Raw genomic sequence first — 20,394 nt, forward strand, 5'->3', positions numbered from 1 at the left:
CATGGCCCCCATCCTCCGCCGTCACCGGATCGACCCCGACCTGCCGCCGGAGGAGCGCGAGGCGCGCATCGCCGAGCTGCGCCAACGCCGGCGCGCGCGGCTGCGCTGGCTGGCGTGGCGCTCGGCGATCGGCCTGGGGGTGCTGCTGCTGGCCGCGGCGGGGCTGGCGTACTGGCTGCTGATGACGCTCGGCGGCCGCGACTTCCTGCTCGCGCAAATCGTCGCGCGGCTGCCGGCGGGGACCTCGCTGGAGTGGCGCGCGGCGGAGGGCCCCGCCGCGGGTCCGCTGGCCCTGCACGACCTGCGCTTCCTCCACCGCACCTGCCCGGATCGCGACGGCGAGCCGGTGCCCTTCGGCCGGTGCGACGCACCGCGGACGCTGTCGTTCGAGGCGAGGCGGGTGATGATCGACCCCGACATCCGCCCGCTGCTGGGACGCCTGCTCCGCCTGGACGTGCTGGAGGTGGACGACGCGCTGCTGACCCTGCCACCGCCGGCCGACGACGAACCGTTCGAGCTGCCGCGCTGGCCGGAGTCGCTGCCGCAGGTCGGCCCGCTGCCGCTGGCGCTGCAGGCCGATGCCATCCGCGTCGACGGGTTGCGGGTGGTCGGCGCGGACGGCCCGGTGATCGACATCGCCTCCGTGCGCGGCGGCATCGACGCGCGCGATGGCCTCCTCCGGATGGAGCGGCTGCGGGTCGAGAGCGACCGCGGCCGCTTCGCCCTGCACGGCGAGTACGCCCCGCGCGACGACTACCGCATGGACCTGACCGGCAGCGCGCTGCTGCCGGCGCCCGCTGGACGCACCCGCCCGCGCCTCGGCCTGGTGGCGCGCGGCGACATCGCGCGGCTGGACGTGGCCGTGGCCGGGCACGTGCCGGCGCCACTGCGGGCGGTGCTCACCCTGCGCGGCCGCGATCAGCCCGGCTGGCGCCTGCGCGCCGGCTCCGAAGCGCTGGACCCGGGCTTGCTGGCGGGCACCGGCGAGCCCGGGGTTCCGGTGGCATTCGCGCTGGAGGCGGATGGCCGGGGTGGCGAAGCCACGCTGGAAGGGCGTCTTGCGCGCGGCGACTTCTCCGTGGTGATGCTGCCGTCCACCGTGCGGCTGGCCGAGCAGGTGCTCGAGGTCGATCCGCTGGTCCTGCAGCTGCTCGACGGCACCCTGGCGCTGCGCGGCCGGGCCGACTTCCGCGACGCCGACGATCCGACCGGGCGATTTTCGGTGGCGGCGCGCGGGCTGCGCTGGGCCGGTACCGCGGCCGCCGACGGTACCCGGCCGGCGGCGGTGACCGCCGACGCCGACCTGGGCATCGCCGGGCGCATGGCCGCCTGGGCGGTGGTCGGCAAAGCCAGCTTGGCCCGCGACGGCGTCGAGGCCGGGGTGGACCTCGATGGCCGCGGCAATGCCGATGCCATGGACCTGCGCCTGCTGCGCGCGCGCACCCCCGGTGGCGCCCTGGAAGCCAGCGGCAGGCTCGCCTGGGCCCCGGCGCTGGCCTGGAGCGTCGAGGCCGGGCTCGAGGGCTTCGACCCCGGGTATTTCCTTCCCGACTGGGACGGGGCGATCGATGGACGCCTGACCAGCCAGGGCGGCACCCGCCCGGACGACGGCGGCCTGGACGTCGAGGTCCTCGCCGAGCGGCTCGAGGGACGCCTGCGCGGCCACGCCCTGGACGCCCGCGGCCGCTTCGCGATGCGCGGCCCGGCCGCCGCCGCCGGCGACCAGGCCCGCAGCGACTACGAGGGCGAACTGGCGCTGTCGCTGGGCAGCAGCCGCGTCGAGGCCCAGGGCTCGGTCGCCGACACCCTGCAGATCGAGGCCACGCTGGCGCCGCTGCAGCTCGGAGACCTCGTGCCCGGCAGCGACGGCCGCATCGAAGGCCAGGTACGGCTCAGTGGCGCGCGCGACGCGCCGGACGCCGACGTCGACCTTCGGGCCGCGGGCCTGGCCTGGGGCGACTACCGCGCCGATGCCGCCAGCCTCGAGGGGCGCCTGCCGTGGCGGCGCGGCCAGCAGGGCAGCCTGGAGCTGCAGGCCAGCGGGCTGCAGATGGGCGTCGCCCTGGACACGCTGGCGATCCGGGCCAGCGGCGCGGTCGAGTCGCTGCGCGCCGAGGCCAGCGCGCGCGGCGAGATCGGCGCGCTCGACCTGGCCGGCAGCCTGGAGCGACGCGGCGACGCCTGGCAGGGCGCGCTGGCGTCGCTGCGGCTGGCGCCCGAGCGCGGTGCGACCTGGACGCTGCAGGACGCCGCCGCGATCGGCCTGGGCGGCGGTGCCTGGCGGATCTCGGAATCGTGCTTCGGCAGCAGCGACGGCGGCTCGTTGTGCGTGCAGGCCGACTGGCCCCGCACGGGTCTGACGGTCAGCGGCCGGCAACTGCCGCTGGCGCTGGCCGAACCCTATCTCCCCGAGCGCGAACCGGGCCGCCCGTGGGCGCTGCGCGGCGAAATCTCGCTCGATGGCCGGCTGCGGCCGGCCGGCAACGCCTACAGCGGCAACCTCGAGATGCGTTCGGACTCCGGCGGGATGCGCCCGGGCGAACGCGCGCGACGCGACGTGGTCGGCTACGAAGCGCTGCGGGTCGACGTGGAGTTCGATCCGCAGACGATCCGCGGCTCCGCGTCCGCGACCCTCGACGGGTCCGGACGCGTCCAGGCGCAGGCGACCACCGGCTGGGACGCGTACTCGCCGCTCTCGGCCGAGCTGGCGCTCGATACCGACGAACTGCTGTGGCTGGAACTGTTCTCCCCCGACATCGTCGAGCCGCAGGGCCGGCTGTCGGCGCGGATCTCGGTGGCCGGCACCCGCGCCGAGCCGCAGCTGGCCGGCCAGGCGCAACTGGAGGACTTCCATGCGGGGGTGCCGTCGCTGGCGATCGAGCTGACCGACGGCAACCTGCGCCTGGACGCCGATGCCGATGGCAGCGCCCGGATCCGCGGCAGCGTGCGCTCCGGCGAAGGCACCCTCGACATCGGCGGCTCGCTGGGCTGGCGCGGCACGTCCACCCCGCTGGAACTGGAGCTTCGCGGCCGCAACTTGCTGGTGTCCGACACCCGCGACCTGCGCGCCGTGGCCGACCCCGACGTGGTGGTGCGCTACGGCGCCGGCCGGCCGCTGCAGGTGGTCGGCACGGTGACGGTGCCGGAGGCCCGCATCGACCTGGAGCGGCTGGACGAGGGTGTGTCGGCCTCCCCGGACGTGGTGGTGCTCGACCCGGTCGATCCGGACGAAGGGGCGCCGCTGGCGCTGCAGCTCGACCTCACCCTGGTGATGGGCGATGCGGTGGTGCTCAACGGGTTCGGGCTCGAAGGCACGCTCGGCGGGCAGCTGCGGGTGCGCCAGAGCCCCGGCCGCGACATGCGCGCCAACGGTGCGCTGCAGGTCGGCGGCCGCTACGAGGCCTATGGCCAGGAACTCAACATCGTCCGCGGCAACCTGGTGTGGAGCAACGACGTCATTTCCGACCCTGTGCTGGACATCCGCGCGCAGCGACGGATCGAGGCCGAGGAGCTGACCGCCGGGATCGACGTCACCGGGCGCGCCTCGGCGCCGCAGGCCAACGTGTGGACCGACCCGGCCCGCGACCAGTCCGAGGCGCTGGCCTACCTGGCGCTGGGCCGCTCGCTGTCGAGCGTCACCGGCGACGAGAGCCGCCAGCTCGACGCCGCCTCGGCGGCGCTCTCGGCGGGCGGCGGCCTGGTCGCCTCGCAGCTGGGCTCGGCCATCGGCCTGGACGACGCCGGGGTTAGCCACTCGCGGGCGCTGGGCGGCAGCGTGCTGGGCGTGGGCAAGCAGCTCTCGCCGCGCCTGTACGTCGGCTTCGGCGTCTCGCTGCTGGGCACCGGCCAGGTCCTGACCCTCAAGTACCTGCTCAGCCGCGGCTTCGACGTCGAGATCGAGTCCAGCACGGTCGAGAGCCGGGGCTCGCTGAACTGGCGGCGGGAGACGGACTGAAGGGCCGTGATTGGTCATGGGGGATTCGCACGATTCTGCTGCGAACCTGAACGGGAAATCGGACGCGGGCGCCAGCCCGCCGCCTCGCTGCCGATCACGAACGACCAATCACGAATCACGGCTCTTCGGCCAATAAAAAGCCCCGCAGGCAGGGGGGGCCGGCGGGGCTCGGTGGAACGGGGCTCGGGGAGAAGCCTTACGTTCCGGGATCACTCCAGGGGAAGGGAGAGATCAGCGACAGACGTTGCATCTGTCGCGAGCTATATGACCATTCCCCACATGGATGGTTCGTGAAGATTCCGGTTATTTTTCGGCGAAGTTCAGCATCCATTTACCCAGCGGAGATCTGCACCGCCCCGCCCATCGCCCCGACGGATCCCGCGCATGGGACGGCCGCCGGGCTCCTGCGCGGGAGCGGCCTTGGCGGAGCGATCGCGGGCCGCCTTAAAGCGCACCGACGGACCGGCGCACTCCTGCCGGATCGCGCCATGCGCGCGAAGGCCGGCGCGCCCGGCAACCCCGGCGATCGCCGCCCACCGCAACGAAGCCTCGCGCGGTCTTCGCCGCCATGGGCCGCTCCTACAAAACCGCCGCTCGCCGCTCCCCTTGTAGGAGCGTGCCATGCACGCGAAGGCCGGCGCGGTGACCAACGCCCGGAGTCACCGCCAACCCCATCGGAAGCCCCCCGCGGCCTTCGCCATGGGCCGCTTTACGAAAACAGGCGTACCGCAGACGTCCAGAACGACGCGCTCGCGGCAGATGCGCGCGCTGCGCGCTGGCCGGCGTTCAATGCGCCTCGTCCCAGTTCTCGCCGGTGCCGCAGTCCACCACCAGCGGCGCGCGCAACTCGGCGGCGCCGGTCATCCGCGGCACCACCTCCGCCAGCAGGGTGTCGACGAAGTCCGCCTGTACCTCGAACACCAGTTCGTCGTGCACCTGCAGGATCATCCGCGCCGCGCCGGGCGGCTGGGTGGCCAGCCAGGCGTCGATGGCGATCATCGCGCGCTTGATGATGTCGGCAGCGGTGCCCTGCATCGGCGCGTTGATCGCCGCGCGCTCGGCGCCGGCGCGCAGGCCCTGGTTGCGGGCGGCGATGTTCTCCAGGTACAGCCGCCGGCCGAAAACGGTCTCCACGTAGCCCTGGTCGCGCGCCTGCTGCCGGGTCCGCTCCATGAAGTCGCGCACCCCCGGATAGCGCGAGAAATACAGCGCGATGTAGTCCTGCGCCTCGCCGCGGCCGATACCGAGATTGCGCGCCAGCCCGAACGCGCTCATCCCGTACATCAACCCGAAGTTGATCGCCTTGGCGGCGCGGCGCTCGTTCGGCGTGACCTCCTCCACGGCGCGCCCGAACACCTCGGCCGCGGTGGCGCGGTGGATGTCGGCGCCGGAGGCGAAGGCCTTCAGCAGGCCCTCGTCCTCCGACAGATGCGCCATGATCCGCAACTCGATCTGCGAATAGTCGCAGGCGACGATGCGGTTGCCGGGATCGGCGACGAAGGCGCGGCGGATGCGGCGGCCGTCCTCGGTGCGGATCGGGATGTTCTGCAGGTTGGGATCGCTCGAGGCCAGGCGGCCGGTGGCGGCGCCGGCCTGGTGGTAGCTGGTGTGCACCCGGCCGGTGTCCGGGTTGACGATCTCGGCCAGCTTCTCGGTGTAGGTGCTGCGCAGCTTGGCCAGCGCGCGGTATTCCAGGATCACCCGCGGCAGCTCGTGCTGGTCGGCGATCGCCTCCAGCGCCTCCTCGTTGACGGACGGCTGTCCCTTCGGGGTCTTCACCAGCGCCGGCAGCTTCAGCTCCTCGAACAGCAGCGCACAGACCTGCTTCGGCGAGTCGAGGTTGAAAGCGCGCCCGGCCAGCGTGGTGGCCTGCTGCTGGAGGGCGAGCATGCGCCGCGACAGGTCGGCGGTCTGCCGGCGCAGCTCGTCGGCGTCGATGCGCACGCCGTTGGCCTCGATCCGCGCGAGCACCGGCACCAGCGGGATCTCGATCTCGCGATAGACCCGCTCCAGCGCCGGCACCGCGGCCAGCTTCGGCGCCAGCAGCCGGTGCAGGCGCAGGGTGACGTCGGCGTCCTCGGCGGCGTAGCGGGTGGCGTCGTCGAGCGCGACCTGCGAGAACGCGATCGCCTTGGCGCCCTTGCCGGCGACGTCGGCGTACTTGACCGTGGTATAGCCGAGGTAGCGCAGCGCCAGCGAGTCCATGTCGTGGCGGCTGGCGGTGGCGTTGTAGATGAAGCTCTCGAGCATGCTGTCGTCGGCATACCCGCGCAGCTCGACGCCGTGGCGACGCAGCACGTGCAGGTCGTACTTGCCGTGGTGGCCGACTTTCCTCTTCGCCGGGTCCTCGAACAGCGGCCGCAGCGCCGCCAGCGCCTCGTCGCGGTCGAGCTGCGCCGGCGCGCCGCCGTAGTCGTGCGCCAGCGGCAGGTAGGCGGCGCTGCCCGGCTCGACGCTGAAACTGACCCCGACCAGGCTGGCGCGCATCGGGTCGAGCGAATCGGTCTCGGTGTCGAAGGCGAATTCCGGCGCGGCGCGCATGCGCTCGATCCAGGCCTCGAGCCGGGCCTGGTCGAGCACGGTTTCGTATTCGCCGGGCGCGGCCAGGGCCGGGTCGATGCCCTCGGCGGCCACCGCCGCGGGGCGCGCGTAGCCGGCCTCGGTGCCGCGCACGCTGACCCGGTCGCCGGCGGCGTCGGCCGGCACCGCGCCGGCGCCCTCCAGGTCGCGCAGCGCCTGGGTGAAACCGTAGCGGGCGTACAGCGTGCGCAGCGCCTCGACGTCGCGCGGGCGCAACTCGAGCTGGCGCGGACCGCGCGCCAGCGGCACGTCGGTGCGGATCGTCACCAGTTCGCGGTTGAGCGGCAGCCGCTCCAGCACCGCGCGCAGATTGTCACCGATCTTGCCCTTGATGTTCCCCGCGTTGGCGATCACCCCGTCCAGCGACTCGTACTCGCCCAGCCATTTGGCGGCGGTCTTGGGCCCGCACTTGTCGACGCCACGGACGTTGTCGACGGTGTCGCCCATCAGCGCCAGCAGGTCGACGATCTGGGACGGGCGCACGCCGAACTTGTCGACCACCGCCACCTCGCTGTCCAGGCGGCTGCCGCTCATGGTGTTGACCAGGGCGATGCCGGGCTGCACCAGCTGGGCGAAATCCTTGTCGCTGGTGGAGACGGTGACGTCGATGCCGTCGGCCGCCGCCGCCAGCGCCAGGGTCCCGATCACGTCGTCGGCCTCCACCCCGTCCTCGCGCAGGATGCTGATGCCCAGCGCCTCGACGATGTCGCACATCGGCTGCAGCTGCGCGCGCAGCTCGTCCGGCATCGGCGGCCGGTTGGCCTTGTACTCCGGGTACAGGTCGTCGCGGAAGGTCTTGCCCGGCGCATCGACCACGAAGGCCACGAATTCCGGCCGTTCCTTGAGCGTGGCGCGCAGCATGTTGACCACGCCGAACAGCGCGCCGGTGGGCTCGCCCTGGGCGTTGGCCAGCGGCGGCAGCGCGTGGAACGCGCGGTACAGGTACGAAGACCCGTCGATCAGGACTAGGCGTGGCATCGTTCGATTCTACCGCCGCGCCGGCGCCGATGCCGCTTCGCGCAATGGCGGTCACGGCGCGTTCGCCACGGCCCGGCGCATAATCGAATGAGAATGCGCACCGCCCGAAGCCCACGAACGCCATGGAGTCCGCGATGAAGTCCCTGCTGCTGGTCCCGCTGCTGTTGCTTGCCGCCTGCGCCACCACCGAAGCCCTGGGGCCGGAGATCCCGGCCGACGCAGCCGAGGCCACCCGCACCGAGCCCAACGGCGACGTCATCACCGAGTACCGGGTCGGCGGCCAGCTGCGGGTGGTGCAGGTGCAGCCGGCGCGCGGGCCGACGTACTACCTCTACGACCGCGACGGCGACGGCAGCCTCGACAGCGACATCGACGATCCGCCGCGGACCTATTTCAAGCTGTTCGAGTGGTGATCGCGCGGGCGCGTCCGGGGTTCATTTCAACCGGATGCGCACCGGCGACTCGAATCCCGGCACGGTCGCCTCCACCCGGCCCGTGGACTCGGCCAGGGCCAGGATCGCCCCGCACATGCGGGTCGCGGCTTCGGCGACTTCCGCACCGCGGCCGCGAAACAATGCCGCCAGCGGCTTGATCTCGCGCGCCGCCCGGTCGGCTTCGCCGAGGAAACGCCGCAGGTCGGCGTAGTAGGCAGGGTCGGCGTGCGCCACCTGCCGCCCATCGAAGACGATCGCATCCGCGCGCACGGTTGCGACCGCACCACGATCGCCGAAAACGACCTGGTCCGGGTCGATCCGCACCTCGTGCGGGACGTCGACGTCGTCGATACGCGCGCACTGCGACGGATCGGCGGCCTGCGCGAACGCCGGCGGCGCCGTGGCGGCGAGCAGGATGGTGCTGAAGGCCATGCGGCGAAGAAACTGGCTGTGCATTCCCGGGTTCCCTGGCGATGGAGCGGCCGACTGTCGCCCGGCGCAGTGCGCGTTCGCGCGTGCGGGACGGCACCGTGACTTCACGCCCGGCATCGCAGCGCCCTGCCGGGCGACACCGCATAATCGGGTGGACCGAAAGCTGAAGGAGCGCGCCATGCCGATCCCGTTGCCTCGACCGCGATTTCGCCGGCCGGTGGCGTGCCGGTGACGCCGCTGAACGTGGCCCTGGTCGGCTACGGTTTCGTCGGCAAGGTATTCCATGCGCCCTTGGTCGCGCACACGCCCGGGCTGCGGCTGCATACGGTGGTGTCGGGCGACGCCGCCAAGGTGCGGGCGGACTTCCCCGACGTGCGCGTGCGGGTCGGCCCGGAGGCCGCGTTCAACGACGATGCCGTCGACCTCGTGGTGCTGGCCAGTCCCAACCGCACCCACGCGCCGCTGGCGCTGGCGGCGATCGCGGCCGGGCGGCACGTGGTGGTCGACAAGCCGTTCACCGTCACCCTCGCCGAGGCGCAGGCCGTCGTCGCCGCGGCCGACCGCGCCGGGCGCCTGGTCAGCGTGTTCCAGAACCGGCGCTGGGACACCGAATTCCTCACCCTGCGCAAGCTGATCGACGACGGCGCGCTGGGCGGGATCGTCGAACTGCACTCGCACTTCGACCGCTTCCGCCCGCAGGTGCCGGACCGCTGGCGCGAGCGCCCGGGACCGGGCGCCGGACTGTGGTTCGACCTCGGCCCGCACCTGGTCGACCAGGCCCTGCAGCTGTTCGGCATGCCCGACGCGGTGCAGGCCGACCTGGCCCAGATGCGCGAGGACGCGCGGGTCGACGACTGGTTCCAGGTGACGCTGCGCTGGCCGCGGCGGCGGGTGGTGCTGCACGCCTCGACCCTGGTCGCCGCCAACGGCTTGCGCTTCGCCGCGCACGGCACCGGCGGCAGCTGGATCAAGCACGGTCTGGACCCGCAGGAGGACCGGCTGCGCGCCGGCATCGCGCCGGGTTCCACGGGCTGGGACCACGACCCGCTGCCGGGCGAGCTGGTGCGCGCCGATGGCGAAACCCTGCGCCGGGAAACGACCGCCAGCGTGCCCGGCGACTACCGCGACTACTACGCCGGCATCCGCGACGCGATCGTGGGCGGCACGCCGCCCCCGGTCACGCCGCGGCAGGCGCTGGAGGTCATGCGGGTGCTGGAAGCCGCGCGCGAAAGCGCGGCGCGGGGGACGGTCATCGACCTCGCACACACGCCCCGGCCGGCCGCCGGCCCGGCGTCGGGGTGACGACCGGCACTGCGCCGCGCCCGTACCACGCACTACCCTCGCCGAGACACGACCCCTGGAAGGAACCGAGCCCATGGCAGCAAGCCCCGCCGTCGCCTGTACGGCCATCGCCGTCGCCCTGTTGTCGTTTCCGGTCCTCGCGCAGGACGAGGCGCCGAAACGGATCCCGGTCGATGCGCTCGAGCGCATGATCGTCACCCAGACCCCCCAGACCCGGGTCGAAACGATCGACCATGAGCGCCTGGCGGTGCGCCGGATCGACATCGTCGACGAGGAGGGCACGATCCGCATGTCGCTGGCGGCACCGGCCGAGCAGCCGATCATCGACGGCATCCAGTACCGGCGCATCTTCCCCGCCAGCGGCCTGACCGTGTTCGACCGCAACGGCAGCGAGCGCGGCGGGTTCGCCGTAGCCGACCTGGAAGACGGCGGCACCGCCACCGTGGTGGCGCAGGACCACGTCAACGGCGACGCCATCGGCTGGCGGGTGATGCCGGACGGCTCGGTCGGCTTCCACCTCAACCAGCGTGCGCCGGTGCTGCGCGAGCCCGCGCTCGGCAACCACATCGTGCCGGGCATCGGCGGCGCCACCCGTATCTCGCTCTCGGTCGCCGCCGACGGCACGCCGGCGATCGCCCTGGCCGATGCGAAGGATCGCCCGCGCCTGCGCCTGACGGTGACCGAACAGGGGTATGGCGCGATCGAGTTCCTCGACGCCGAAGGCGACATCGTCGAGACGCTGGCGCCCGAGGCGCGGCAGGCCGGGGAGCGCTGACCTTTCGGGCCGTGTCCGGCGCGGCGCCTCAGCGCCGCGTCTCGGCGGCCATCTTCAGCGCGAACGCCGCCAGCGCCGTGCCCATCAGCCAGCGCTGCGCCAGCAGCCACAGCGGCCGCGCCGCGAGGAACCCGGCGATCGCGCCGGCGAGGATGGCGATCAGTGCGTTGACCATCACGCTGATCGCGATCTGCAGGCTGCCCAACAGCAACGACTGTCCCAGCACGTTGCCCTGGCCGGGATCGATGAACTGCGGCAGCAGCGACAGGTACAGCACCGCGGCCTTGGGGTTGAGCAGATTGGTCACCAGGCCCATCGCGAACAGCCGCCGCGGGCTGTCCTTCGGCAGGGCCCGCGCCTGGACACCGGCATGGAACGGCGAGCGCCCGCCGGGACGCAGCATCTGCCAGGCTAGGTACAGCAGGTAGGCCGCGCCGGCCAGGCGCAGCGCGTCGTAGGCATAGGGCACCGCCATCACCAGGGCGGTGATGCCGAACGCGGCGCAGATCATGTAGAACACGAAGCCGAGCGCCACCCCGCCCAGAGAGATCAGCCCGGCAGCGGGGCCTTGCGCGATCGAGCGCGAAATCAGATAGACCATGTTCGGCCCGGGCGTGAGCACCATGCCCAGCGAGATCAGCGCGAACGCCAGCAGATGCGACGGCTCGGGCATGGCGACGACTCCACGGGGAAGACCGGTGCGCCGAAGATACGCGTTCCCCGGCGGCGCGTCTTCGCCGCCAGGCGCAATGCAGCGTCCCGGATCCGGCCCCGGGCTACCGCTCAGCCGCGCTTGAATCCGTGCCCGCCGAAGGCCTCGCGCAGCGCCGCCAGCAGCCGGTCGGCGAAGGCATCGTCGTCGCGCGAGCGCAGCCGCTCGATCAGCGCCTGGGTGATCACGGGTGCGGCCACGTCGAGGTCGATCGCCTCGGCCACGGTCCAGCGCCCCTCGCCCGAATCGGCCACGTAGGCTGCGATCCCTTCCAGCCCCGGATTGCCGTGCAGCGACTGCGCGCACAGGTCGAGCAGCCACGACCGCACCACGCTGCCATCGCGCCAGATGTCGGCGACCTGCGCCAGGTCGAGCCCGAACTCCTGCTTGCGCTGCAGGATCGCGAATCCTTCGGCAAAGGCCTGCATCAGCCCGTACTCGATGCCGTTGTGCACCATCTTGGCGAAATGCCCGGCGCCCGCCGGCCCGACCCGTCCCCAGCCGCGCTCCGGCGCCGGCGCCAGTGCGGCGAACAGCGGAGCCAACCGCTGCGCCAGCGCGGCGTCCCCGCCGATGGTGAGGCTATAGCCCTCTTCCAGCCCCCAGATGCCGCCGCTGGTGCCGACATCGAGCCAGCCGACCCCGTCCCCGGCCAGCTGTACAGCGCGGCGCTGGCTGTCGCGATAGAAGCTGTTGCCGCCATCGATCACCGCGTCGCCGGCTGCCAGCAGGGGCTGCAACGCGGCGATGGTGTCGTCGACGATGGGACCGGCCGGCACCATCAGCCACAGCGTCCGCGGCGCCGGCAGCGCCTCCACCAGGGTCGCCAGCGATTGCGTCGCTTCGATTCCACGGGCCGCCGCCGCCGCGCGCGCCGCGTCGCCCGGATCGTATCCGGCGACCCGGTGCCCGCCGCGCAGCAGCCGCTCGCCCATGTTCGCGCCCATGCGGCCGAGTCCGATCATTCCGAGGTCCATGCGCGTCTCCGTGAGCGGCGGGCGTCCAGCCTCGCACAGCGCCACGCCCGTCGCACGCTCCGTTCCCGCAGACAGGTCCGTCTCACCCCGCAGGAGCGTGCCATGCACGCGAAAGCCGGCGCTGCAGAAAACACCCGCGATCCTCGCACACCCGGCCGGAGACGCCCACGGCCTTCGCGGCCACGGGCGGCTGCTACAAACGTGCTGCCCGTAGGAGCGTGCCATGCACGCGAAGGCCGACGCCGCAGGACAGGCCCACGATCACCGCACGTCCGGCCGGAGACGCCAGCGGCCTTTCCGGCCACGGGCCGCTCCTACGCACTGCGGGCGACGCTCACTCGGCCGCCAACAGCCGTGCGCCGCGCAGCTGCGGACGGCCATCGACCACGTCGGTCCACACCGCGTGGGCGATGCCGCCGTGCACCACCAGCCGCGGAAAGCCGGTGGCGCGGCCGCGGCCCACCAGCCTGGCCAACTCGATGCGCTCGAACTCGCGCGACAGGTCCGGCGCCAGTCGCGCATACCACAGCGACTGGCCGGTGCTCTCCTCGCGCAGCCACAGCACCCGCACCTGGCGCTCGTCCAGGGCCACCGCAACGCGCCCGTGAACCGCGCCGCCGCGATCGAGCACCAGCGGCGCACCGAAGCTGTCGCCGGCATCGCCGCTGTGCGCCATGCGCACCTGCGGCTCGTTGCCGGCGGCGGTGTACCACGCCACCACCGCCTCGCTGCCGCGTGCGTCCAGATCGGGGCCGTTGACCGGGCACGCTGGCATGGTCCAGTCGTCGGCGTGCACGCGACGCGGCGCGGTCCAGACGTTGCCCTCCAGGCGGGTGGCGAGGATGTCGCGTATCTCCTCTCCGGTGCGGCCGCGGTAGACCAGCAGCGCGCCGCGATCGGTCATCGCGACATCGGTCTTGCAGCACTCGCAGGTGCGGGTATCCACCGTCGCCTCGTGCACCGGCTGCAACCCGGCATCGAACAGTGCGGTGCGCAGCATCATCGCCCCGTCGTGCGCGCCGTGCGCGTCATGGCCGGCACCGCCGGTGTTGCGGCCATCCAGCCAGGCGATGCCGAGCAGGTCGCGACCCTGCGGCCACAGCGAGACGAAACCGTGCTCGGTCGGGGTGCCGTCGTCGTGCGGCGACACCGGCGGCGCCCAGTTGGCACCGCCGTCGCGCGAGCGGGTCATCACCACGTCGTAGGCGTACGGCAGGTCGGCGGTCTTCTGCAGCCAGTGCGCCCAGAGCGCGCCATCCTCGGTGGCGAGAATGTGCGGGGTGTCGGCCCAGTTGACGAACATGCGGTTGCCGACGGCGATGGTCGCCGGCGCCGCCTGCCAGCGCTGCTGTGCGGTATCCCAGGCGCTGAACCGGAACAGGTGCCGGCGCCCGGGCTGCGAGTCGAGCCAGGACAGCAGGATGCGGCCATCCGGCGCCAGCGCCAGGTCCGGCGCCGAGGCGCCCGGCGTGGACGCCGGCAAGGGCCAGTCGAGCACCCGGGTCGGCAGCGACGGGGCGTTGGCCGCATCGGCCGCGGCCGGCGCCGCGTCGCGGTCGTTCGTGCAACCCGCAGCGGCCAGGGCGAGGGCGATCAGCGGAATGAATCTGCGTACGATGTGCGGCTTGGCGGCGTTCATGGCACAAGCGTACCCTGCGGAGACGCTCATTGCCCGGCCGGCCGCCAGCTTCGATTCCGCCATGCTCGTCATCGTCGCCACCTACACCGACCCGCTGGAGGCACGGATCGCCCGCGGCCTGCTCGAGGCCGAGGGCATCGAAGCGCACCTGGGCGACGAGCACAGCGCCCTGGGGGACTGGCAATGGCGGCTGGCGATCGGCGGCGTGAAGCTGCGCGTGCCCGAGGAGCAGCGCATGCACGCCCAGCGCGTCCTCCAGGCGCTCGACGACGGGGCCTATGCGATCGACGACGAAGGCGGCGCGCCACCGGCCCCGGCGGCGGCGCGCGCCCTCGACCGCGAGTCGTGGTCCAGCCGCCTGGCCTGGGCCGCGCTGATGCTGTTCAGCGTCCCGCTGCCATGGCGGCGCCGCCACGACGACGCGGATCCGTCCATCCGCGGGTTCTGAGTCCGCGCCTGGCGGATCTCCCATCGCACAGGCGCCCTCGGTCGGGACCCCGTTCCAACGGGTCCTCCGAGACCTGCCGAGCCGCGCGCCGGTCGCCCCGATGGGCGCTCGGCGTGCGGCTGTCAACCGCTATCGCCGCACCGCCACGGTTGCCACAATCGCCGTCCCGCAGCCGACCCGCCCCACGCCATGTCCATAGCCACGCCCGAACTCGCGCACCGGATCGCCTGCACCATCGCCGGCGAGATCGGCGCCCGCGCCGCCCAGGCCGAGGCCGCCATCGCCCTGCTCGACGGCGGCGCCACGGTGCCGTTCATCGCCCGCTACCGCAAGGAAGTCACCGGCGGGCTGGACGACACCCAGCTGCGCAACCTGGAGACGCGGCTGGCCTACTTGCGCGAACTCGAGGACCGGCGCGCCACGATCCTGGCCAGCATCGACGAGCAGGGCAAGCTGACCGACGAACTGCGCGCGGACATCGAGAGCGCCGACAGCAAGGCGCGGCTGGAGGACCTGTACCTGCCGTACAAGCCGAAGCGCCGCACCCGCGCGCAGATCGCGCGCGAGGCCGGGCTGGAGCCGCTGACCGACGGGCTGCTGCAGGACCCCACGCGCGTGCCCGAGGCGTACGCCGCCGGGTTCGTCGACCCCGACAGGGGCGTCGCGGACGCGAAGGCCGCACTGGAAGGCGCGCGCGCGATCCTGCTCGAGCGCTGGGGCGAGGACGCGGCGCTGCTGGGCGAGCTGCGCGGCTGGCTTGCGGAACGCGGGGTGATCCGCGCGCGCGTGGTCGAGGGCAAGGAGGCGGCCGGCGAGAAGTTCCGCGACTACTTCGACCACGCCGAGCCGCTGGCGAAGATCCCCTCGCACCGGATGCTGGCGCTGTTGCGCGGGCGCCGCGAGGAGTTCCTGCAGCTGGATCTCGATCCCGGCAGCGACGCCGAGCCCGGCCACGCCCACGCCGAGGCCCGCATCGCCCTGCACGCGGGCATCGCCGACCGCGGTCGCCCCGCCGACGCCTGGCTGCGCAATGCCTGCCGCCTGGCCTGGCGCGCGAAACTGCACCTGCACCTGATGATCGACCTCGTCAACCAGGCCCGCGAGAAAGCCGAGGCCGAGGCGATCGACGTGTTCGGCGACAACCTCCAGGACCTGCTGCTGGCCGCGCCCGCGGGGCCGAAGGCCGTGCTCGGGATCGACCCCGGCATCCGCACCGGCTGCAAGGTCGCGGTGGTGGACGCTACCGGCAAGCTGGTCGCCACCGACACCATCTATCCGCACGAGCCGCGCCGGCAGTGGGACCAGTCGTTGCATGCGCTCCGGGCGCTGTGCGCGAAGCACGGCGTGCGACTGATCGCGATCGGCAACGGCACCGCCTCGCGCGAGACCGACCGGCTCGCCGCCGACGTCATCAAGGCCGCGCCGGAGCTGAAGCTGCAGAAGATCGTGGTCAGCGAGGCGGGTGCCTCGGTCTACTCGGCTTCGGAGCTCGCGGCGCGCGAGTTCCCCGGCCTGGACGTCTCGCTTCGCGGTGCGGTATCGATCGCGCGGCGCCTGCAGGACCCGCTGGCCGAGCTGGTCAAGATCGAGCCGAAGTCGATCGGCGTGGGCCAGTACCAGCACGATGTCGACCAGTACCGGCTCGCGCGCGCGCTCGACGCGCGCGTCGAGGACTGCGTCAACGCGGTCGGCGTGCACGTCAACACCGCCTCTGCCGCACTGCTGGCGCGCGTGGCCGGACTGTCGGCGGGCGTGGCCGAGAACATCGTCGTGCATCGCGATGCCAACGGCCCGTTCCGCCGCCGCCGCGACCTGCTCGCGGTCCCGCGCCTGGGCGGCAAGACCTTCGAGCAGTGCGCCGGCTTCCTGCGCATCGCCGACGGCGACGAGCCGCTGGACGCCTCCGCCGTGCACCCGGAGGCCTATCCGGTGGTCGAACGCATCGTCGTCGCCACCGGCAGGCCCATCCACGCCCTGGTCGGCGACGGCGCCTTCGTCCGCACCCTCGAGCCGGAACGTTTCACCGACGATACCTTCGGCGTGCCGACCGTGCGCGACATCCTGAAGGAGCTGGAAAAACCCGGCCGCGACCCGCGCCCCGAATTCAAGGCCGCGCAGTTCGCCGAAGGCATCGAGGACATCAAGGACCTCAGGCCCGGCATGGTGCTCGAGGGCGTGGTGAGCAACGTGGCCGCGTTCGGCGCCTTCGTCGACATCGGCGTGCACCAGGACGGCCTGGTACACATCTCCGCCCTCGCCGACCGCTACGTCAAGGATCCCCGCGAAGTGGTCAAGGCCGGCGACATCGTCAAGGTGAAGGTGCTGGAAGTGGACGTCGCCCGCAGGCGAATCGCCCTGACCCGCCGTCTCGAGGACCCCGTGGGCGAGCCGGCGGCGCGGCCGGCGCGCGGCGACGAGCGCCCGGTTCGCCGCGACGGCCCGCGCCGCGACCGGCCGGAGCGGCCCGCACGGGGCGATTCCGGTGGCGGCAACGCCAAGGGTGCGCCGCCCAACAGCGCAATGGCCGATGCACTGGCCCGTGCACGGCGTTCCTGAGGAATCGCGGCTAGCGAGCGGCGAACCACCTGGGATCGATCGACGGCGCCGACAAGCCACGGCTGTCTCCGACCAGTCGCCACGGCAAGCGACGCCGGTTCGGACCAGTCCCGGCCGGCGCCTGCGCGAGCGATCTCACTGCACGCGGAAATCCTCGATTTTGAATTTGTCCTTCGCATCGGGATCGGCGCGAAGTTTTCGCGCCATCGCTCCTAGCGCGTCTGCGCCGCGCTCATGGGCTCTCACGAAACGCGTCGCGAGCACGAGGAGATACACCACGACGCCGATCAGGCCGACGAGGTAGGCCAGCGACACTGCGGTTGTAAGAAGACTCAGGCTGCTCATGCTTTTCGTTCCTCTGGAGTTTGCAAGATTGTCCAGAACTCGTCTTGGCGCGACTCGAATCGAGCCGACCCGCGGGGCGCGGCGCGCTCGAGTGAGTCGCTAGATCGCGTCGTCGCCGGCGATGCTCTGGCCAATGCTGAGCTCATTGCCGCTGGGGTCAGCGATGCGGAAATCGCGCATGCCGTACGGGCGATCGTCGATGGGAACGACGATCGCGGCGCCAGCGCCTACGAGGGCGGCGTAGCAATCATCGATGTCCGATACGCCCAAATAGAGATGCGATGCACCCGCAGGCTTCGCGCCCGGGCGTTGGGTGAGAGTGATCTCGACGCCATCGCGGCACACGGCGGCGATGTCTGGAGGCTCGCCCCACGACCATGCCAGATCGAATCCAAGCGCATGGCGATAGAACTCGATCGACCGCGCCAGGTCGACGACTGAAAGGATTGGAGAGACCGATTTGATTTCCATGGACGCCATCTCCGAAGATCGCAGTTCCGTCGCGCTGTGCGCGCCGAAGCGTCAATACGAGCGAATCCGTACTCGATCGACTTTGTCGCACTTGGCGGTCGGATTCACCCCTCTACTCTACGTCGACCCCAGACCGTCCAGGGAGCATCTTGCAACTGGCAAGGGCACCCGGAAGCGGAGCCCCCTTGCGCGGGCCGAGAGTGCATGTATGCGCGCAACGCCCACCGACGAAGGAGCCGTCCTTGCTACTGATACAAGAGACATAGCAGTCGTCTAGCTCCGTACAGCGCGACTGGAATGCGGCAATCTCGCATTTTTCCCGCTCAGACAGCCTTCTCTGCGGCCGCGTCGAGCAATTGTTGAACTCCGCGACGTAGCCGACGTCTGGTGCTGGCGGAGGCGGTGGCGGTGGCGGGTCCAAAGGAGCCTCCGCCTTGTCGCCGCATGCAGCAAGGAGGAGCACCAACACGACTGCGAAACGCTTACTCACGAGGTCTAGCCCCTGAATTGAGCGGCATCGGGTCGGTTTGAACGAACTGCTAGGAGCCCCTATGCCGAGCAGAATCGTCGGTTGCTGCGGTGCTGAAAAGTCGACTTGCAAGTTCTTGCCCACGCTTCATGCCGTCCTCGGTGAGTTGCACCGACTTCTTCTTGCCCACGGGGTTGAAAATGTAGCCGGCCTCGTGAAGGCGGTTCATGACGTCGAAATCGTAGCCTTTCCACGAGCTGTTCGTGTTGAAAAGGTGGGCGGCAAGAAGCGCCAGGACTGCGTCATCAATGCGGGATTGGTCGTAAGCCATATACGCACACTAAACCTGCTTCCAAGAACGCGCAATTCCCAAGGCCAGGCGCCTGGATTAGACCAGCCCACCCCGGCCAATCGTCAGATCAAAGCCGTAACGATGCCGCTCGGTTGGAGCGACCAGGGCCCAGGCTAGTCGAGGCAAAGGCCCGCGACCACTGTGCCACTCTCAATCTTGTCGTAGCAGCCATGGATGTCATGAGTATCCTTCTGACAGGTGCCCGTTGAGTGTCGCCTCCCCCTGATCAGGGGGAGGCGACAGCATTGAAGACACTCCTGAAGTGAGATCAGGGTGTCCACTGAACCGTAGGAACTACCGCGTCGGCTGGGACGAATTGTTAGGCCCACCTAGGTGTTCTCCGGTTCGATGAGGCCGCCGTACTCCTCCGAGTAAACCACCTCGCAAGAAAGGAGCTTGCCGGCAAGTTGCTGCAGCCACGTCGAAAAATTCGGAGCCAGCAACTCCCTTTCAGCCATGTCATGCCACATCGTGATCACTTGGCCGGTCTGGCCCGCTGAGGTGGGGCTGAGATCTAAGCAGTCGTGATCGCCGCCACCGTTGTGAGTGATGGGCACCCACCCGGGGTTCCACCAGTCACGCGCAATAGCTTCGTTCGCTGGCTCGGATTCGTACTCGTCGAAGTCACCAGAATCGAAGAGGTCCTTCCACACCTGCCATTGACTGGCGATCTCGCCACTGGAGAGCAACTCACCCGATGGGCACAGATAGCCAGCGATTCCCTTCTGGCCGTTGTGAATCCGGAGGCTCGAGACGAAATCTTCGGGAAGTGACCGGGCCAAAGCCTGCTCCAGAGTCCGGATCTCGTCCTCTGAGGCAGGCCGACTCAGGTCGGCTAACCCGGCCGGCCAGTTCTGCTGAAGCCACGACTCTATGGAAGGTCTGAACAACTCGTCCGTTCCGCGCGACAATAGCGCAACTTGATTGGGACAGCGATCGATGCAGCTGACGTTCGGTGACGCCGAGGGCTTGGGCAAGGGCAAGCGGACCCGCAAGGAGATCTTCCTGGCGGAGATGGACCAGGTGGTGCCGTGGAAGGCGCTGCTGGCGCTGATCGAGCCGCACTACCCGAAGACGGGCCGCCCCGGCCGCCAACCGTACCCACTTGCCACAATGCTGCGCGTCCACTTCCTGCAGCAGTGGTACGCGTTGAGCGACCCGGCGATGGAAGAGGCCTTGTACGACACTCCGGTGATGCGCCGGTTCGCCGGGCTCGGTGGGCTGGACGGCATCCCGGACGAGACGACAATCCTCAACTTCCGGCGATTGCTCGAGACGCACGACCTGGGCAGGCAGATCTTCGAGCAGGTCAATGCGCATCTGTCGCGTAAGGGCCAGAGCTTGCGCGCGGGCACGATCGTGGATGCGACGATCATCGCGGCCCCGAGCTCGACGAAGAACCAGGATGGCGAGCGGGATCCGGAAATGCACCAGACGAAGAAGGGCAACCAGTGGTACTTCGGGATGAAGGCGCACATCGGCGTGGACGAGGAGTCCGGGCTGGTGCACCACGTGGAATGCACGGCGGCGAACGCGGCCGACATCAGCCAGGTCCACAAGCTGCTGCACGGCAAGGAAGGCACGGTACGCGGCGACAGCGGCTACGCCGGCATGGACAAGCGCGAAGAACTGCAGGAGGTCCGGGCGGCTTTCGTGGTGGCGGAGAAGCCTTCGAAGATCCGCGCGATGAAGAACAAGCGCGACCGCCGGTACGCGGAGCGTTGGGAGCAGTACAAGGCGAGCCTGCGGGCGAAGGTCGAGCACCCGTTCCGGGTGGTGAAGCAGCAGTTCCGCCACATCAAGGTGCGCTACCGCGGATTGATGAAGAACACCGGCCAGATGCTGACGTTGTTCGCGTTGTCGAATCTGTGGATGGCGCGCCGGCACTTGCTGCCGGCGACGGGATAGGTGTGTCCCCCGGGCGGGGAACCCCGCCCAAATGCGCCGAAAACGGCGCAACGAGCGTCGC

The 20,394-nt window shown here is 71.0% G+C and carries 16 protein-coding genes; 7 read left to right on the forward strand and 9 right to left on the reverse strand.

Annotated elements, in window-relative coordinates; translation table 11 throughout:
* The first annotated feature begins 1 nt into the window (after position 1).
* A complete protein-coding gene (locus H0E84_RS05730) occupies positions 2-3,955 on the forward strand; it encodes a translocation/assembly module TamB domain-containing protein (RefSeq protein ID WP_180677681.1) in 3,954 nt (1,317 codons plus the stop codon).
* A 786-nt stretch (positions 3,956-4,741) separates the two neighbouring features.
* Here H0E84_RS05730 and polA read toward each other — a convergent pair.
* On the reverse strand, positions 4,742-7,513 hold the full coding sequence (gene polA / locus H0E84_RS05735) for a DNA polymerase I (RefSeq protein WP_180677682.1): 2,772 nt from the start codon (positions 7,511-7,513) through the stop codon (positions 4,742-4,744).
* 134 nt (positions 7,514-7,647) lie between these two features.
* Here polA and H0E84_RS05740 point away from each other — a divergent pair, with 134 nt between their 5' ends.
* Positions 7,648-7,926 carry a DUF2782 domain-containing protein gene (locus H0E84_RS05740; RefSeq protein WP_180677683.1) on the forward strand — a complete coding sequence of 93 codons (279 nt, stop codon included), beginning with the start codon at positions 7,648-7,650 and terminating at the stop codon, positions 7,924-7,926.
* A gap of 21 nt (positions 7,927-7,947) precedes the next feature.
* On the opposite strand, the gene H0E84_RS05745 is transcribed toward H0E84_RS05740, so the two are convergent.
* Positions 7,948-8,664, reverse strand: a complete 717-nt coding sequence (locus tag H0E84_RS05745; RefSeq protein ID WP_180677665.1) for a hypothetical protein — start codon at positions 8,662-8,664, stop codon at positions 7,948-7,950.
* Between H0E84_RS05745 and H0E84_RS05750 the strand changes: the two genes are divergently transcribed.
* Complete coding sequence (locus H0E84_RS05750; protein WP_425600466.1) at positions 8,608-9,681, forward strand: oxidoreductase; 1,074 nt, start codon at positions 8,608-8,610, stop codon at positions 9,679-9,681. The two genes, H0E84_RS05745 and H0E84_RS05750, sit on opposite strands and share 57 nt — an antisense overlap.
* 73 nt (positions 9,682-9,754) lie before the next feature.
* Entirely contained in the window at positions 9,755-10,456 is a 702-nt protein-coding gene (locus tag H0E84_RS05755; protein ID WP_257644092.1) for a hypothetical protein, read from the forward strand.
* Positions 10,457-10,484: 28 nt separating this feature from the next.
* On the opposite strand, the gene H0E84_RS05760 is transcribed toward H0E84_RS05755, so the two are convergent.
* From H0E84_RS05760 to H0E84_RS05770, 3 genes are all read right to left on the reverse strand, one after another.
* Positions 10,485-11,129, reverse strand: a complete 645-nt coding sequence (locus tag H0E84_RS05760) for a LysE family translocator (RefSeq protein ID WP_180677685.1) — start codon at positions 11,127-11,129, stop codon at positions 10,485-10,487.
* Positions 11,130-11,239: 110 nt separating this feature from the next.
* Positions 11,240-12,145, reverse strand: a complete 906-nt coding sequence (gene gnd, locus H0E84_RS05765) for a phosphogluconate dehydrogenase (NAD(+)-dependent, decarboxylating) (protein ID WP_180677686.1) — start codon at positions 12,143-12,145, stop codon at positions 11,240-11,242.
* 334 nt (positions 12,146-12,479) lie between these two features.
* Positions 12,480-13,784, reverse strand: coding sequence for a sialidase family protein (locus H0E84_RS05770; RefSeq protein WP_180677687.1), 1,305 nt, complete (start codon positions 13,782-13,784; stop codon positions 12,480-12,482).
* A gap of 61 nt (positions 13,785-13,845) precedes the next feature.
* Here H0E84_RS05770 and H0E84_RS05775 point away from each other — a divergent pair, with 61 nt between their 5' ends.
* Together H0E84_RS05775 and H0E84_RS05780 are read left to right on the forward strand one after the other, a co-directional pair.
* A complete protein-coding gene (locus H0E84_RS05775; RefSeq protein WP_180677688.1) occupies positions 13,846-14,232 on the forward strand; it encodes a putative signal transducing protein in 387 nt (128 codons plus the stop codon).
* A 189-nt stretch (positions 14,233-14,421) separates the two neighbouring features.
* Complete coding sequence (locus tag H0E84_RS05780) at positions 14,422-16,788, forward strand: Tex family protein (protein ID WP_219339612.1); 2,367 nt, start codon at positions 14,422-14,424, stop codon at positions 16,786-16,788.
* Between the two features lie 135 nt (positions 16,789-16,923).
* On the opposite strand, the gene H0E84_RS05785 is transcribed toward H0E84_RS05780, so the two are convergent.
* The 4 genes from H0E84_RS05785 to H0E84_RS05800 form a co-directional block, all read right to left on the reverse strand.
* Entirely contained in the window at positions 16,924-17,133 is a 210-nt protein-coding gene (locus H0E84_RS05785; RefSeq protein WP_180677689.1) for a DUF8066 domain-containing protein, read from the reverse strand.
* 99 nt (positions 17,134-17,232) lie between these two features.
* Entirely contained in the window at positions 17,233-17,604 is a 372-nt protein-coding gene (locus H0E84_RS05790; RefSeq protein WP_180677690.1) for a VOC family protein, read from the reverse strand.
* A gap of 539 nt (positions 17,605-18,143) precedes the next feature.
* Positions 18,144-18,404: a DUF6429 family protein gene (locus H0E84_RS05795; protein ID WP_180677691.1), complete on the reverse strand. Its 261-nt coding sequence runs from the start codon at positions 18,402-18,404 to the stop codon at positions 18,144-18,146.
* A gap of 350 nt (positions 18,405-18,754) precedes the next feature.
* Complete coding sequence (locus tag H0E84_RS05800) at positions 18,755-19,315, reverse strand: SMI1/KNR4 family protein (protein ID WP_180677692.1); 561 nt, start codon at positions 19,313-19,315, stop codon at positions 18,755-18,757.
* A 49-nt stretch (positions 19,316-19,364) separates the two neighbouring features.
* Between H0E84_RS05800 and H0E84_RS05805 the strand changes: the two genes are divergently transcribed.
* Complete coding sequence (locus H0E84_RS05805; RefSeq protein WP_180677693.1) at positions 19,365-20,333, forward strand: IS5 family transposase; 969 nt, start codon at positions 19,365-19,367, stop codon at positions 20,331-20,333.
* Positions 20,334-20,394: the final 61 nt, after the last annotated feature.

The sequence above is a fragment of the Luteimonas salinisoli genome (genome assembly GCF_013425525.1).
Lineage (GTDB): Bacteria > Pseudomonadota > Gammaproteobacteria > Xanthomonadales > Xanthomonadaceae > Luteimonas > Luteimonas salinisoli.

What these genes read in the sequence shown, in the direction of transcription:
- polA (WP_180677682.1), bottom strand. Translation starts at nt 7,513, where the DNA reads ATGCCACGCCTAGTCCTGATCGACGGGTCTTCGTACCTGTACCGCGCG.
- H0E84_RS05790 (WP_180677690.1), bottom strand. Translation starts at nt 17,604, where the DNA reads ATGGAAATCAAATCGGTCTCTCCAATCCTTTCAGTCGTCGACCTGGCG.
- H0E84_RS05740 (WP_180677683.1), top strand. Translation starts at nt 7,648, where the DNA reads ATGAAGTCCCTGCTGCTGGTCCCGCTGCTGTTGCTTGCCGCCTGCGCC.
- H0E84_RS05775 (WP_180677688.1), top strand. Translation starts at nt 13,846, where the DNA reads ATGCTCGTCATCGTCGCCACCTACACCGACCCGCTGGAGGCACGGATC.
- H0E84_RS05780 (WP_219339612.1), top strand. Translation starts at nt 14,422, where the DNA reads ATGTCCATAGCCACGCCCGAACTCGCGCACCGGATCGCCTGCACCATC.
- H0E84_RS05755 (WP_257644092.1), top strand. Translation starts at nt 9,755, where the DNA reads ATGGCAGCAAGCCCCGCCGTCGCCTGTACGGCCATCGCCGTCGCCCTG.
- H0E84_RS05745 (WP_180677665.1), bottom strand. Translation starts at nt 8,664, where the DNA reads ATGGAATACCTTGCCGACGAAACCGTAGCCGACCAGGGCCACGTTCAG.
- H0E84_RS05730 (WP_180677681.1), top strand. Translation starts at nt 2, where the DNA reads ATGGCCCCCATCCTCCGCCGTCACCGGATCGACCCCGACCTGCCGCCG.
- H0E84_RS05770 (WP_180677687.1), bottom strand. Translation starts at nt 13,784, where the DNA reads ATGAACGCCGCCAAGCCGCACATCGTACGCAGATTCATTCCGCTGATC.
- H0E84_RS05795 (WP_180677691.1), bottom strand. Translation starts at nt 18,404, where the DNA reads ATGGCTTACGACCAATCCCGCATTGATGACGCAGTCCTGGCGCTTCTT.
- H0E84_RS05760 (WP_180677685.1), bottom strand. Translation starts at nt 11,129, where the DNA reads ATGCCCGAGCCGTCGCATCTGCTGGCGTTCGCGCTGATCTCGCTGGGC.
- H0E84_RS05805 (WP_180677693.1), top strand. Translation starts at nt 19,365, where the DNA reads ATGCAGCTGACGTTCGGTGACGCCGAGGGCTTGGGCAAGGGCAAGCGG.
- H0E84_RS05785 (WP_180677689.1), bottom strand. Translation starts at nt 17,133, where the DNA reads ATGAGCAGCCTGAGTCTTCTTACAACCGCAGTGTCGCTGGCCTACCTC.
- gnd (WP_180677686.1), bottom strand. Translation starts at nt 12,145, where the DNA reads ATGGACCTCGGAATGATCGGACTCGGCCGCATGGGCGCGAACATGGGC.